Source organism: Aeromonas sp. 604282, assembly GCF_049170575.1.
GTDB classification, from domain to species: domain Bacteria; phylum Pseudomonadota; class Gammaproteobacteria; order Enterobacterales; family Aeromonadaceae; genus Aeromonas; species Aeromonas veronii_A.
The window spans coordinates 22,418-36,263 of the sequence record NZ_JAAKMV010000017.1 but is presented as its reverse complement, the minus strand read 5'-3'; the positions used below and the strand labels follow the sequence as shown (position 1 = coordinate 36,263).

Here is a 13,846-nt window from a genome sequence, read left to right as displayed (position 1 = left end):
GGTGAAACAACTTCTCGGGAACTTTATCCGGAAGTGTGAATCTAATCACCCCCGATTCTACGCAAACGCTTGCTATTTGTCAGCATCTGAGAACAACTCACTCCCCTTGCGGGCGACCAGCACAATCAACAACAACACAGGCAAGCCCAACAGACTGGTGCCGACGAAGAAAGCACTGTAGCCAATCTGCTCCACCACCTGTCCCGAAAAACCGGCTAGCAACTTGGGCAGCAACAACATCACCGAGCTGAACAGTGCGTACTGAGTCGCCGAAAATGCCACATTGGTCAGGCTGGACAAATAGGTGACAAACGCCGCAGTGGCGATGCCGGCGCTGAGGTTATCCAGCGAAATAATCAGGGTCAGCAGCTCGAGATTATGGCCAACCTGATTGAGCAGAGCGAACAGCAGATTGGTGCTGGCGGTGAGCAGCGCCCCCAGAAACAGGATCCGCAGCGTGCCAAACCGCATCACCAGCACGCCCCCCAGTGCCGCCCCCACTAGCGTCATGATAACGCCAAACACCTTGGTGATAGTGGCGACTTCGGTCTTGCTGAACTGCATATCCACATAGAAGCTGTTGGACATCACCCCCATCACCACATCCGCAATCCGATAACAGGCGATAAGCAACAGGATCAGCAGCGCCGAGCGACCATAGCGGCGAAAGAAGTCGGCAAACGGACTCCAGACCGCCTCATAACCCCATGCTCCGGCACTTGCCAAGGGAGCGGGCCACCCCTTTTCCAGCAGCAGCGCCTTGCGCTCAGCCTGTTGCCTGCCCTGACCGGCCAGATCGATATCCGGTTCATGGCAGAACAGGGTGGTAATCATCCCAAGCGACATCAGACCGGCCATCACCAGATAAGTGATCTGCCAGCCACGATAGTCATAGCCGCTGTTGCTGCCAAACCAGGCTGCCAGCGCCAATGCGCCGGCACCGGCGATGATCATCGCCAACCGGTAGCCAGTCATGTAGGAGGCCGCCATCGCAGCCTGCAGTCGCTCGGGCGCGGATTCGATGCGATAGGCGTCGATCACGATATCCTGAGTCGCCGAGGCAAAGGCCACCAGCAGGGCGAACAAGGCCAAATGAGTCAACCCGCTCTTGGGATCACAAAACGCCATCCCTACCAACGCAGCCGCGATCAATAGCTGGGAGAAGAACATCCAGCTACGACGACGCCCCAACAGGGTAGAGAGCAGTGGCAATGGCATACGATCCACCAGCGGCGACCACAACCATTTAAAGCCGTAGGCCAGCGCCACCCAGCTCATGTAACCGATATCGGTCAGGCTGACATCTGCCTCGCGTAACCAGAATGAGAGGGTGCCAAATACAAGCAACAGCGGCAGACCCGATGAAAAGCCCATGGCAAAGAGAATGAGTACTCGAGCTTCGAGATAAACGGCTAGCGATTCCCGCCAACTCGGTGTGCGGATCATATTCAACTACCTGACGACTTTGGAAAAGTGCGTCATTTTGGCAGGTTGATGACAGATAGCCAAGGCAGGTAAGGAGATAGGCGCAAGAAGCCTGGCCAGAGAAAAGGCCCATCCCGGAGGGGATGAGCCTTGTATTGTGGCCTGACGAGTGCGAAGTGACGCACTCTGTCTGGCGAGAGTTACTTGCCCGCTTTCTTGTCTGTCGGGGTTTCTGCCAGTAATACCACCTTCTTCAGAATGATGGGGCTGGTCGGCACATCGTTGGCACGCAGAATGGGGCTGTAACCGGTCTGAACCTGGGCCAACTTGTCCAGCACTTCCATCCCCTGCACCACCTGGCCGAACACGGTATAACCCGCAGAGCCACCGGCGTTGAGGTTATTGTTGTCGACAAGATTGAAGTAGAACTGGCGAGTGGCACTGTCGACTGCCTGGGTGCGGGCCATGGCGATGGTGCCGCGCTTGTTGGGCAAGCCACCGCGAGACTCGTTGACCACCGGCTCATAAGTTGGCAGTTGCTGGAACTGCTGGTTGTAGCCCCCCCCCTGCACCACGAAATCCTGGATCACCCGGTGGAAGATGCTGCCGTCATAGCTGCCATCCGCCACGTAGCGCAGGAAGTTTTTCACCGTCTGGGGCGCCTGCTTGGACGCCAGCTCCACCACGATATTGCCGTGGTTGGTCTCCATTCTGACTTTCGGACCCGCGAACGCCAGCGGGGCGATCAACATGGCCAGCAACCAGAGTTTTTTCATCATCAGACCCCTGCGCCGTTCGGTTGACCTTTAAGGTAACCGCGCAGCGCCTCATCGGCCATGATCTGCTGCAGCACGCTACCCAGTTGCAGGTTCAGTGTAGACTCGAGATCGGCCATGCTTGGCTCGCTCGGACTCTCCTTGCTGGAGGACATGTTGAACTGCTTGGTCAGACGGTTACCCTGGAAATCGGCGATCACCTGCAGGCTGACACGGGACTTGGTGACATAGGTAAAGGTCTTCTCTTCCACATTGACCGCGGCACTGGATATCACCAGCGTCAGGTTGGTGGTACCACTGTTGCCCACTTCCAGACCCTGACTACGCAGTCCTTCCGCCAGCCGTTCGGCCATCAGCAGATTGAGCGGGCGCTCGCTGTTGACCAGCACCGGCGCTTTCTCCTTGTGTTTGATGGAGAAGACATAGGCAGCCTCACGCTTGTCTACCCCTTCCATGGTGATGCGATTGCCAGAGTAATATTGCTGGTTGGCGGGGATCACCTGCGGATTGAGCAGCGCCGTCTCCGGCCAATGAGTGGCACACCCGCCCAGCATCAGGGCGGCCAGCAGCAAGAGTGACTTTTTCATCATGGTTTCCTTTGGCTTTAGCGTTTGATGGCTTTCAAAATAACGAATTTGCTGTTCGACGCAACGACTTGTGCGTTGGCAAACAAGCGCTTGAGTTTGTTGTGATAGTCCAGATGACGGTTGCCTACTATCCAGAGTTCCCCTCCGCGAGGCAACACCCGGTGCGCATCACTGAACATCTGCCAGGCGATATGATCGGTGATCGCCTGCAACTGATGGAAGGGGGGATTGCAGAGGATCCGATCCGCCGAACCGACCGCCACCCCGTCGAGACAGTTGTTGACCATAAAGCGGGCTCGCGGCAGAGCATCAGGCAGATTGTGCTCGACGTTGAGTTGTGCCGAGGCAACCGCCATATAGGATTCATCGATAAAGGTCACCTCCACCTCGCTGTCTTTGGCGAGCAGCGACAGACCCAGCACCCCATTGCCACAGCCCAGATCGATCACCTTGCGGGCACTGTGGATGGGCAGATTGTCCAGCATAAAGCGGGCACCAATATCGAGACTGGTGCGCGAGAAGACATTGGCATAGTTGTGGATGAGCATGCCACTCCCCTCCAGCGGCCACACGGTCGGGAAGGGGTTGGCCAGCTCGGGTTGCCCGGCCTGCGGCTCGCAGTGAATGAGGCGCGCCTTCTTCCAGGCCAGCGAGGTACGGGTAGGCCCCAGATACTTCTCGAACAACTTGAGGGTGGAGGTATGAATATCCTTCGCCTTGCCGGCAGCGATAACGCGGGTTGCCGGTGTCACCACCTCCCGCAGCGCCAGCAGTTGCTGCTCCAGCAGTGCCTGATATTTGGAGACCTTGATCACCACCAGCGCAGGAGCATCGGGCAGCGGCGCCAGCGCATCCTGCAAGCGGATACCACCCGCATCCAGTCCGTTTTCGGCCAGATTGGCCAGGGTCGCCCGCTCACTGATGTAGGAGTCGGTGACGCAGCAGGGGGAGTGCGGATGCAGATAGGCGGCCAGCGCGCCAAAACCGTCATTCATGATGATGACGGGGCCCGCCTGCTCGAGGGGGGACTCCGCCAGAGTGTTGATCAGATATTCGTCAGCTGCATCCCAGGCTTGCAGGGTCTCCTGACTCTGGCGTGGGTAGCGGTAGAGCGTGAGTCGGCAATGGGGAGTGTCGAGAAGGGTTTGCATAAGAAGAGTCCAACCTCGGCTTCATTCATGGATACAGGCGCCAGGTGCGACGCAAAGTGGCGCTATTCTAGCGAGGAGCAGGAATTTCACCAGTTCGGAGCGTGCCAATGAACGGATAGCAGGTGATTTTCCTTTTGCGGGGGCTTATTCCACACCCAGACAGCCGATAGAATGGTCCGACATTCACTCTGGAAGCTGATCCTATGACTATCCAACAACTGATTGAAGCCAAGCTGACGGCAGCCCTCTCCCCCACTCTGCTGGAAGTGATCAATGAGAGCCATATGCATCGCGTGGAACCGGGCTCAGAGAGCCACTTCAAGGTGGTGATCGTCAGCGAACAGTTTGCGGGTCAGCGCCTTCTCTCTCGCCATCGTCAGGTCAACGCCATCCTGGCCGATGAGCTGGCCGGCGCTGTCCATGCACTTGCACTGCATACCTACACGGCAAGCGAGTGGCAGGAGAAGGGTAAGGCACCACGCACACCAGCTTGTGTAGGCAACCCCTCGCACTCCTGATCGGCTGGCTGTCACCCATTGCGCTGCCCCACCGCCCTATGGGTGACAAACACACAAAAATTAAACAAAAAGCCGCCAGCCTGCTGATCCTGACAACCATAAATAGGTATTTAATTCAGTTTTCCCTAGCAGCTGAGTCACAGCCTTACACAAAAATACCCACATTGGGGTATTAAAATAAAAAACCTTTAAAACCACAGCTTACAAGGAATTCAGGGGTTATTCATTGCAGGTTAATTTTGTGATGACGCAGGGATTTTGCCTATTTGGCATGGCAGAAAATGGGCCTTAAGTGGTAGACTCAAGCGCTTTTGAGTGACCTCGCATGTTGAATAATTGTTGAGCCTGACCACCCGGCGCAGCCACAACAGCGACTCATTCAACCACCCGTCGTGATGTATTTCTCGGCGCTAACCAACCTCTCTTCCCGTAACGGTAGTGCAATTAAGTATGATTACAATCAAAAGAGGACTGGACATCCCCGTGCTGGGTGCGCCAGAGCAAGTAATCTACGATGGCCCCGCCATCACCCGTGTTGCTACACTGGGCGAGGAGTTCGTGGGGATGCGACCTACTATGTTCGTCAAAGTAGGTGATCGCGTCATCAAAGGTCAGGAGCTCTTCGAAGACAAGAAGAATCCCGGCGTTAAATTCACGGCCCCCGCCACCGGCGTAGTTTCAGAGATCAACCGTGGAGCCAAACGTGTGCTCCAGTCTGTGGTCATCGACCTCGACGGCTCCGATGAGCAGGTGACCTTCGAGCATTTTGCCTCTTCCGAGCTGGCCAAGCTCGAGCGCAGCAAGGTGCAAGAGATCCTGGTTGCATCAGGCCAGTGGATCGCACTGCGCACTCGCCCGTTCAGCAAAGTCCCTGCGGTAGGCTCAGCCCCGCGCGCCATCTTCGTGACCGCGATGGACACCAACCCGCTGGCCGCCAACGCAGAGTTGATCATCAAAGAGCAGTCTCAGGCGTTTCTAGACGGTCTGGCCGTGCTGACTCGTCTGACCGACGGCACCGTCTATGTCTGTAAAGGCGAAGGCAGCCTGCCCCACTCTCCGCTGGCTCAGGTCAAAGAAGAGATCTTCGTCGGTCCGCATCCTGCCGGTCTGCCTGGTACCCATATCCACTTCCTGGATCCGGTCAGCAGCACCAAGGTGCAGTGGCACATCAACTATCAGGATGTGATCGCGTTCGGCAAGCTGTTCACCACCGGCCAGATCTATACCGACAAGGTGATCGCCCTGGCTGGCCCGAACGTGCTCAAACCGCGTCTGCTGCGTACCCGTCTGGGTGCCTGCATCAGCCAGCTCACCAACAATGAGCTGCGTGCCGATGAAAACCGCGTCATCTCCGGTTCCCTGCTGAGCGGCGCCAAGGCTGATGGTGTTCACGACTATCTGGGTCGTTACCACAATCAGGTCTGTGCACTGGGCGAGGGTCGTGAGAAAGAGTTCCTGGGCTGGATCAACCCCAGCGCCAACAAGTTCTCCATCACCCGCACCACCCTCTCTCACCTGATGAAGGGTCGCCTTATCAACTTCACCACCACTACCAACGGTAGTGACCGTTCCATGGTGCCTATCGGCAACTATGAACGGGTGATGCCACTCGACATCCTGCCTACCCTGCTGCTGCGGGATATGGTCTCCGGCGATACCGACGGTGCGCAAGCACTGGGTTGCCTGGAGCTGGATGAGGAAGATTTGGCCCTCTGTACTTTCGTTTGCCCCGGCAAGACCGAGTACGGCCCTATCTTGCGTGAGTGCCTGACCAAGATTGAACTGGAAGGTTAAGCGATGAGTTTCAAGCAACTTCTTGAAAATATGGAACATCACTTCGAACCGGGTGGAAAGTACGCCAAGTACTACGCCCTGTTCGAAGCGGCGTATACCCTGTTCTATACCCCGGGTACCGTTACCCGCAATGCCGCCCACGTCCGTGATGCGCTCGATCTGAAGCGCATGATGATCATGGTGTGGCTGGCCGTGTTCCCGGCCATGTTCTGGGGCATGTACAACGTTGGCAACCAGGCCATCGCCGCCATTGCCCACATGGGCTCGGCAGCCGGTGCCAGCAGCTGGCAATATGCCCTGGCCACCATGCTGGGTGCCTCCCTCGATCCGGCTGTTGCCGGTATCGGCAGCAAGATGCTGATTGGCGCCACCCACTTCTTCCCGATCTACATCACCGTCTTCTTTGTCGGTGGTTTCTGGGAAGTGCTGTTCGCCATGGTGCGCAAGCACGAGATCAACGAAGGCTTCTTCGTGACCTCCATCCTGTTTGCCCTGATCGTGCCGCCCGAGCTGCCCTTGTGGCAAGCTGCTCTGGGCATCACCTTCGGTGTGGTAATGGCCAAGGAAGTGTTCGGTGGTACCGGCAAAAACTTCCTGAACCCTGCGCTGGCTGGTCGTGCGTTCCTGTTCTTCGCCTACCCGGGCCAAATCTCCGGTGACGCAGTCTGGGTTGCCGTTGATGGCTACTCCGGCGCAACCGCGCTGAGCCAGTGGGCTCAGGGCGGCCAGATGGCGCTGATCAACGGTGCCACCGGTCAGGCTATCAGCTGGATGGACGCTTTCCTTGGCAACCTGCCGGGTTCCATTGGTGAAGTCTCTACCCTGATGATCCTGCTGGGCGCAGCCATGATCGTCTACATGCGCATCGCCTCCTGGCGCATCATCGCCGGCGTGATGGTCGGTATGATCGCCACTTCCCTGCTGTTCAACGTCATCGGTTCCGATACCAACCCCATGTTCAACATGCCGTGGCACTGGCATCTGGTACTGGGTGGCTTCGCCTTCGGTATGGCCTTCATGGCAACCGACCCCGTCTCCGCCGCCTTTACCAACAAGGGCAAGTGGTGGTATGGCGCCCTGATCGGCGTGATGGTCGTGCTGGTTCGCGTGGTCAACCCTGCGTTCCCGGAAGGCATGATGCTGGCCATTCTGTTTGCAAACCTGTTTGCTCCCCTGTTTGACCATTTCGTCGCTCAGGCAAACATCAAGCGGAGGATTGCTCGTGGCGTTTAATAAAGACTCAACCTTCGGCACCATCAGCGTGGTCACCGGCCTCTGTCTGGCCTGTTCCATCGTGGTATCCGTTGCTGCCGTTGGCCTGCGTTCTACCCAAGAGGAGAACAAGGCGCTGGATAAACAGAGCAATATTCTCTCCGTAGCCGGCGTGGACATCAGCGATGTAGCCAAGCGCGATCTGGCCAAGCTGTATGGCGACAAGATCGAAGCCCGTCTGGTGGATCTCGCCACCGGTAACTTTGTTGACGGCGATGCCGACAACTTCGATACCAAACAGGCGGCCAAAGATCCGGCGCAAAACATCCGTCTGGCTGCTGCCGAGGACAAGGCTGGCCTGCGCCAGATCTCCAAGCTGGTTCCGGTGTTCTTCGCCAAGGATGCCGATGGCAAGATCGACAACATCATCCTGCCCATCTACGGTCAGGGTCTGTGGTCTACCATGTATGCTTTCGTCGCCGTTGCCGCTGATGGCCAGACTATCAAGGGCATCACCTACTATGACCACGGTGAAACCCCGGGTCTGGGCGGTGAAATCGAGAATCCGGCCTGGCGCGAGCTGTTTGTTGGCAAGAAGCTGTTCGATCAGGATGGCATGCCGGCGCTGCGCGTCATCAAGGGTCACGCTCCGGCGGGCTCCGAGCACGAGATCGACGGTCTCTCCGGCGCCACCCTGACCGGTAACGGTGTACAGCATACCTTTGACTTCTGGATGGGTCCAAAGGGCTTCGGTCCTTTCCTGGCCAAGGTTCGTGCAGGAGAAATCAACAATGGCTGACAAGAGCGAAATGAAAAAGTTGCTGTTGACTCCAGTGCTGGGCAACAACCCCATCGCCTTGCAGGTGCTGGGTGTCTGTTCCGCACTGGCGGTTACCAGCCAGATGAAGACAGCGTTTGTAATGACCCTTGCGGTCATGGCGGTCACCGCCTTCTCAAACCTGTTCATCTCCCTGATCCGCAACCAGATCCCGAACAGCGTGCGGATCATTGCCCAGATGGCGATCATCGCCTCGCTGGTTATCGTGGTTGACCAGGTGCTCAAGGCGTATGCCTATGACATCTCCAAGCAGCTGTCGGTCTTCGTCGGCCTCATCATCACCAACTGTATCGTGATGGGCCGCGCCGAAGCCTATGCCATGAAGAGCGCGCCGCTCCCCTCCTTCCTGGACGGTATCGGTAACGGTTTGGGCTATGGCGCCATTCTGCTGAGTGTCGCGACCGTGCGTGAAGTGCTGGGCTCCGGCACCTGGTTCGGCATCGAGCTGCTGCCGCTGGTGAACAACGGTGGCTGGTATGTACCCAACGGCCTGCTGCTGCTGCCGCCGAGTGCATTCTTCATCATTGGTCTGATCATCTGGGGCGTGCGCACCAAGGATCCCAAGCAGGTGGAGGCGAAGGATTAAGGTATGGAACATTATCTGAGTCTGTTGATTCGTTCGATTTTTATCGAAAACCTGGCACTCTCCTTCTTCCTGGGGATGTGTACTTTCCTGGCAGTGTCCAAGAAGGTAAAGACCTCCATGGGTCTTGGTATTGCCGTTATCGTGGTGCAAACCATCGCCGTACCGGTCAACAACCTGATCTACAACTACGTGCTGAAGGCCGGAGCCCTCTCCCCTGACCTGGATCTGAGTTTCCTGAGCTTCATCACCTTTATCGGGGTGATCGCGGCGCTGGTGCAGATCCTGGAGATGGCGCTGGACAAGTACTTCCCGGCTCTCTACAACGCCCTGGGTATCTTCCTGCCGCTCATCACCGTGAACTGCGCCATCTTCGGTGGCGTCTCTTTCATGGTGCAGCGTGACTACACCTTCGTGGAGTCTGTGGTCTACGGTGTAGGCTCAGGTGCAGGCTGGATGCTGGCGATCGTTGCGCTGGCGGGTATCCGCGAGAAGATGAAGTACTCCGATGTTCCGGAAGGCCTGCGTGGTCTGGGCATCACCTTCATCACCGCCGGTCTGATGGCGCTGGGCTTCATGTCCTTCTCTGGTATCTCCCTGTAATCGGCTTTCCTGCAATCAGAAAGGAACGATAGATGGAAATTATTTTGGGTGTGGTCATGTTTACCGTGATCCTGCTGGCACTGGTGGCAGTCATTCTGTTCGCCAAGTCCAAGCTGGTGACCGCGGGCGACGTGACAATCAGCATCAATGGTGACCCGGCCAAGGCTGTGACCAGCCCGGCCGGTGGCAAGCTGCTCGGCGTACTCGCCGGCAACGGTATCTTCGTCTCTTCCGCCTGTGGCGGCGGTGGCTCCTGCGGCCAGTGCAAGGTACGGGTGAAATCCGGTGGCGGCGACATCCTGCCGACCGAACTGGATCACATCAGCAAGGGCGAAGCCCGTCACGGCGAACGTCTTGCCTGTCAGGTCACCGTTCGTGGCGACATGGACATCGAACTGCCGGAAGAGATATTCGGGGTGAAGAAGTGGGAATGTACTGTTATCTCCAACGATAACAAGGCCACCTTCATCAAGGAGCTCAAGCTGCAGATCCCCGATGGCGAGAGCGTGCCGTTCCGCGCCGGTGGTTATATCCAGATCGAAGCGCCGGCTCACCACGTTTACTACAAGAACTTCGATATTCCCGAGGAGTATCGTGGTGACTGGGATCGCTTCAAGATTTTTGATCTGGAGTCCAAGGTCGATGAGCCGATCATCCGTGCCTACTCCATGGCCAACTATCCGGAAGAGTTCGGCATCATCATGCTGAACGTGCGTATCGCCACACCGCCCCCGAGCAACTGGACTGCCCCTCCGGGACAGATGTCCTCCTACATCTTCAGCCTGAAGCCGGGTGACAAGGTGACCATCTCCGGTCCGTTCGGTGAATTCTTCGCCAAGGATACCGATGCAGAAATGGTCTTTATCGGTGGTGGTGCGGGTATGGCGCCTATGCGCTCCCACATCTTCGACCAGCTGCGTCGCCTGAAGTCCAAGCGCAAGATGAGCTTCTGGTACGGTGCCCGTTCCAAGCGCGAGATGTTCTATGTCGAAGACTTCGACATGCTGGCGGCCGAGAACGAGAACTTCACCTGGAACGTCGCCCTGTCCGATCCGCAACCGGAAGACAACTGGGATGGCTACACCGGCTTCATCCACAATGTGCTCTACGAGAACTATCTCAAGAACCACGAAGCGCCGGAAGATTGCGAGTTCTACATGTGTGGACCTCCCGTGATGAACGCAGCCGTCATCAACATGCTCAAAGATCTGGGCGTTGAGGACGAGAACATCCTGCTGGATGATTTTGGTGGTTAATCCATGAACAGCGTTGTAAAAACCTGGCTAGCCTTCGGGCTAGCCTTTTTCTTGACAGGGTGCGGTCAGGAAAGCACGGTCCAGTCGAAGCCGGAGATCCATATCACCGGCAGCACCATGGGCACTTACTACTCCATCAAGGTGGCGGACAACGTCATCAGCGATGCGGCCAAGTTTCAGGCCGAGGTCGACGTACTGCTGGAGCGAGTCAACGATCAGATGTCCACCTATCGTCCCGATTCCGAACTGTCGCGCTTCAACCAGCACCACAGTTCGACACCGGTAGTGGTATCGCGGGACACGGCTCGGGTCATAACAGAAGCCATTCATATTGGCCGTGAGAGCCAGGGGGCGCTTGACGTCACCGTCGGCCCCTTGGTCAATCTGTGGGGCTTCGGTCCGGACAAGCGACCGACCAAAATACCATCGGAGGAGCTGATCACCCAGACCCGTCAGAAGACCGGCCTGGGCAACCTGCACGTCATCACTTCGGTCGATGCCGATACCCTGCAAAAGGATATTCCCGACCTCTACGTTGATCTATCCGCCATTGCCAAGGGCTTTGGTGTCGACAAGGTAGCCGAGTATCTGGAGTCTCTGGGTGCGCGCAACTATCTGGTAGAGATCGGCGGCGAGCTGCGGATCAATGGCGTCAACGGCAAGGGACACCCCTGGCGCGTTGCCATCGAGAAGCCAACCGCCAATGCCGGTTCGGTGCAGGAGGTGATCGTTCCAGGTGACAACGGGGTGGCCACCTCGGGTGAATATCGTAACTACTATGAGATGGATGGCCAGCGCTTCTCCCACACCATAGATCCACGCACCGGCAAGCCGATCCAGCACCGCATGGTGTCGGTCACCGTGATCCATCCCTCCTGCATGACCGCAGACGGGCTGGCGACCGTATTCATGGTCATGGGACCGGAAAAGAGCCTGGCCTATGCCAACGAGCGCGGCCTGGCGATCTTCGTGATCACCAAGACGGACAACGGCTTTGAAGAGGCCTACTCCGATGCGTTCAAACAGTATCTGGTCAGGAAATAGGGAGGATAGATGCAGGTTTTTCTGATCACCTTCGGGGTATTCATGCTGGTGATAGCCGCCATGGCTATCGGTTATATCTTCCAGAAAAAATCCATCTCCGGCTCCTGTGGCGGTCTGGGGAGCGTTGGCATCGAGAAAGAGTGCGACTGCCCCGAGCCCTGCGACAATCGCAAGAAGAAGATGGCCAAGGAAGAGGCCCGTCGCAAGATGCTGGGAGAGAACCGCATCATCTGATGACCCTGATTTCTCGATAAACAAAAGCGCGCTGGTGGCGCGCTTTTTTATTGGCTTTCATGCAGTGTAGGCCGGTCATAATTTTCGCTCGATATAGAGGATCACCTCCCCCAAATGGATGCCGAACTTGCTGATAGCGGCGCGATTGATCAGGCGATCCTCATCCAGCAGATACATCCAGTCATCGAAGCTCACCCGCACCACCTCGCCATCCGGCAGCGCCAGATCGAGCTGATAACGCCAGTTGAGGGCGAACCCTTGGCTTTTACCTACCGCCTCTCCCACCACATCGGAAGCGGTGCCGCGCCAGTGACCATCAGCCCCCTTGCTCAGATACCAGGTTCGGGTCTGCTGGCGGCCATCGTCAAAGTAGAACTGCTCGAACAGCTCTCCCTTGCCGTACTGCCAGCGCCCCACCATCTCTACCCGAAAGCGACTGGTCACTTCGCCGCTGCGGTCGGTTACCAGGCCGTGAGCCACTAATTTACCGTTGAAGAAACGGGCGAGATCCCAGTTTGGCCCCTGCCCCCGATAGTCATCGAGACTGGCACCACAGCCGCTCAGCAACAAAAAAGGGATCAACAGTAACCAGCGATATGCACGATAGAAAGACATCAGGAACTCCATGTTCAGGGTTGGCCACGCAGGCGGCGGGTCAGGGCAGGATCGCGGCTATTGTCAGCCAGCCAGATGGCGAGAAAAGCGGCCGAAAAATGTGGATCGGCCAGAGTGCCGAGGGGTTTTTCCTGCCACCAGAAGTGGCCTGCACCGCCCTTGTCGACATAAAAGGTGAGCTTGTCGCCCGCCTGCACATCAGGCCAGAGTGCAGCGAGCTGGCCGAGCCAGCGCTGACGCTCGGTGTCAGTGCCAAGACCTAGCCGCTGCCACTCGGCGGCGGTGGCGCTCAGCAGATCTTCCCGCTCGATGGGTCTGGCATAGGTGAGAGTCAGAGCCTGTGGATAGTGACCGGGCTGATAGCGCCCGCTCACGCTGTATAGGGTGGCATCGTAGAGCTTGAACCATAGCCAGTTCATCTCCCCCTGCCCGACCGGGCGCAACTGCTGCCAGGGGGCGGCAGAAGCCTGCACCGCGGTTGCAGCAAAGAGCGCAAACGCCAGCAGTAGCGGGTTAATTCCACCCCATATGCCAGTGGTTGGGGTCTTCCAGTTCATGCCAGTCCATCTCCTGTTCCTGCAGGGTGTTGATATCCTGCATCACCACCTGCACCAGCTGCCCCTGCGCATCCCGCTGGCAGGCAACCACCAGATAGAAGCGATCAGTCAGCTCATGCTGGCTCTCTTTGGTCCATTTGGAAAAAAGCAACGAGTCGGTCGAAAAGGTGTTTGTCATGACTCACCCTCCAGCTTGACCATTACCCACAGGAGTACGGGTAACCACCACATCCAGATCACTGCCAGCAGCGCCGTACTGATCCAGATGCCCCAGGGTAAGTTTACTGCCCCCATGGCAGCCCCCGCCACATAGGAGGAAGCACCTCCAAACACGCCAAACAGCGCCTGCTGCCAGCGAGGCAAGCGCAGCAGCCAGCGCATACCGTGGGCCAGCGTCAGGGCAAAACCGAGCCAGAGCAGCACCAGCCAGAGGGGAAAACCGGACGGGAAACGGAACAGGCCGAGCTGCCAGAGCAGAGCATCCAGCAGACAGCCGGCAACCGCGATGGGAAGCAGCCGCCAGTCACGCTGGCGGCTGGGGGAGAAGAGAAAGTGCAGCAGCAACATTGCCAGCAGCGGGCCCGGCTGCTGCCACTTCACCGCCAGCAACCAGTAGAGGTTGAACCCCAGCAGGTGAGCCCACTGCCACATGG

Annotated in this window: 17 protein-coding genes; 9 read left to right on the top strand and 8 right to left on the bottom strand. The window is 57.5% G+C overall.

What is annotated here, in order from left to right; genetic code table 11:
* Positions 1 to 72: 72 nt before the first annotated feature.
* The 4 genes from G5367_RS17760 to G5367_RS17745 form a co-directional block, all read right to left on the bottom strand.
* Positions 73 to 1,452: an AmpG family muropeptide MFS transporter gene (locus G5367_RS17760; protein ID WP_421244719.1), complete on the bottom strand. Its 1,380-nt coding sequence runs from the start codon at positions 1,450 to 1,452 to the stop codon at positions 73 to 75.
* Positions 1,453 to 1,625: 173 nt separating this feature from the next.
* The gene (locus G5367_RS17755; RefSeq protein ID WP_337073776.1) at positions 1,626 to 2,201 is read right to left on the bottom strand and encodes a peptidylprolyl isomerase; all 576 of its coding nucleotides are present in this window, start codon (positions 2,199 to 2,201) and stop codon (positions 1,626 to 1,628) included.
* Between the two features lie 2 nt (positions 2,202 to 2,203).
* The gene (locus G5367_RS17750; protein WP_005343685.1) at positions 2,204 to 2,788 is read right to left on the bottom strand and encodes a YajG family lipoprotein; all 585 of its coding nucleotides are present in this window, start codon (positions 2,786 to 2,788) and stop codon (positions 2,204 to 2,206) included.
* 17 nt (positions 2,789 to 2,805) lie between these two features.
* A complete protein-coding gene (locus G5367_RS17745; protein ID WP_421244720.1) occupies positions 2,806 to 3,939 on the bottom strand; it encodes a methyltransferase in 1,134 nt (377 codons plus the stop codon).
* Between the two features lie 203 nt (positions 3,940 to 4,142).
* Between G5367_RS17745 and G5367_RS17740 the strand changes: the two genes are divergently transcribed.
* From G5367_RS17740 to nqrM, 9 genes are all read left to right on the top strand, one after another.
* Positions 4,143 to 4,457: a BolA family protein gene (locus tag G5367_RS17740; protein ID WP_227341207.1), complete on the top strand. Its 315-nt coding sequence runs from the start codon at positions 4,143 to 4,145 to the stop codon at positions 4,455 to 4,457.
* A gap of 450 nt (positions 4,458 to 4,907) precedes the next feature.
* Positions 4,908 to 6,251, top strand: coding sequence for a Na(+)-translocating NADH-quinone reductase subunit A (locus G5367_RS17735; protein ID WP_005343681.1), 1,344 nt, complete (start codon positions 4,908 to 4,910; stop codon positions 6,249 to 6,251).
* Positions 6,252 to 6,254: 3 nt separating this feature from the next.
* Positions 6,255 to 7,484 carry an NADH:ubiquinone reductase (Na(+)-transporting) subunit B gene (locus G5367_RS17730; RefSeq protein ID WP_005343679.1) on the top strand — a complete coding sequence of 410 codons (1,230 nt, stop codon included), beginning with the start codon at positions 6,255 to 6,257 and terminating at the stop codon, positions 7,482 to 7,484.
* Positions 7,474 to 8,262 carry a Na(+)-translocating NADH-quinone reductase subunit C gene (locus G5367_RS17725; protein WP_005343676.1) on the top strand — a complete coding sequence of 263 codons (789 nt, stop codon included), beginning with the start codon at positions 7,474 to 7,476 and terminating at the stop codon, positions 8,260 to 8,262. The genes G5367_RS17730 and G5367_RS17725 overlap by 11 nt, the downstream gene beginning before the upstream one ends.
* The gene (locus G5367_RS17720) at positions 8,255 to 8,887 is read left to right on the top strand and encodes an NADH:ubiquinone reductase (Na(+)-transporting) subunit D (RefSeq protein WP_005343673.1); all 633 of its coding nucleotides are present in this window, start codon (positions 8,255 to 8,257) and stop codon (positions 8,885 to 8,887) included. Before G5367_RS17725 ends, G5367_RS17720 begins: the two co-directional genes overlap by 8 nt.
* A gap of 3 nt (positions 8,888 to 8,890) precedes the next feature.
* On the top strand, positions 8,891 to 9,487 hold the full coding sequence (nqrE, locus tag G5367_RS17715; RefSeq protein ID WP_005343672.1) for an NADH:ubiquinone reductase (Na(+)-transporting) subunit E: 597 nt from the start codon (positions 8,891 to 8,893) through the stop codon (positions 9,485 to 9,487).
* A gap of 32 nt (positions 9,488 to 9,519) precedes the next feature.
* Positions 9,520 to 10,743 (top strand): NADH:ubiquinone reductase (Na(+)-transporting) subunit F, encoded by a 1,224-nt coding sequence (nqrF, locus tag G5367_RS17710; RefSeq protein WP_005343670.1) that lies wholly within the window; start codon positions 9,520 to 9,522, stop codon positions 10,741 to 10,743.
* Between the two features lie 3 nt (positions 10,744 to 10,746).
* Positions 10,747 to 11,787 carry an FAD:protein FMN transferase gene (locus G5367_RS17705; protein WP_421244721.1) on the top strand — a complete coding sequence of 347 codons (1,041 nt, stop codon included), beginning with the start codon at positions 10,747 to 10,749 and terminating at the stop codon, positions 11,785 to 11,787.
* 9 nt (positions 11,788 to 11,796) lie between these two features.
* Positions 11,797 to 12,021, top strand: a complete 225-nt coding sequence (gene nqrM, locus G5367_RS17700) for a (Na+)-NQR maturation NqrM (protein WP_421244722.1) — start codon at positions 11,797 to 11,799, stop codon at positions 12,019 to 12,021.
* 75 nt (positions 12,022 to 12,096) lie between these two features.
* On the opposite strand, the gene G5367_RS17695 is transcribed toward nqrM, so the two are convergent.
* From G5367_RS17695 to G5367_RS17680, 4 genes are read right to left on the bottom strand one after another with little or no spacing between them, the layout of a single operon-like run.
* A complete protein-coding gene (locus tag G5367_RS17695) occupies positions 12,097 to 12,636 on the bottom strand; it encodes a DUF3833 domain-containing protein (RefSeq protein ID WP_421244723.1) in 540 nt (179 codons plus the stop codon).
* Positions 12,637 to 12,650: 14 nt separating this feature from the next.
* Positions 12,651 to 13,193 (bottom strand): chalcone isomerase family protein, encoded by a 543-nt coding sequence (locus G5367_RS17690; RefSeq protein ID WP_421244724.1) that lies wholly within the window; start codon positions 13,191 to 13,193, stop codon positions 12,651 to 12,653.
* Complete coding sequence (locus G5367_RS17685) at positions 13,150 to 13,371, bottom strand: TIGR02450 family Trp-rich protein (RefSeq protein ID WP_005338671.1); 222 nt, start codon at positions 13,369 to 13,371, stop codon at positions 13,150 to 13,152. The genes G5367_RS17690 and G5367_RS17685 overlap by 44 nt, the downstream gene beginning before the upstream one ends.
* Positions 13,368 to 13,844, bottom strand: coding sequence for a DUF2878 domain-containing protein (locus tag G5367_RS17680; RefSeq protein WP_139399629.1), 477 nt, complete (start codon positions 13,842 to 13,844; stop codon positions 13,368 to 13,370). The genes G5367_RS17685 and G5367_RS17680 overlap by 4 nt, the downstream gene beginning before the upstream one ends.
* Positions 13,845 to 13,846: the final 2 nt, after the last annotated feature.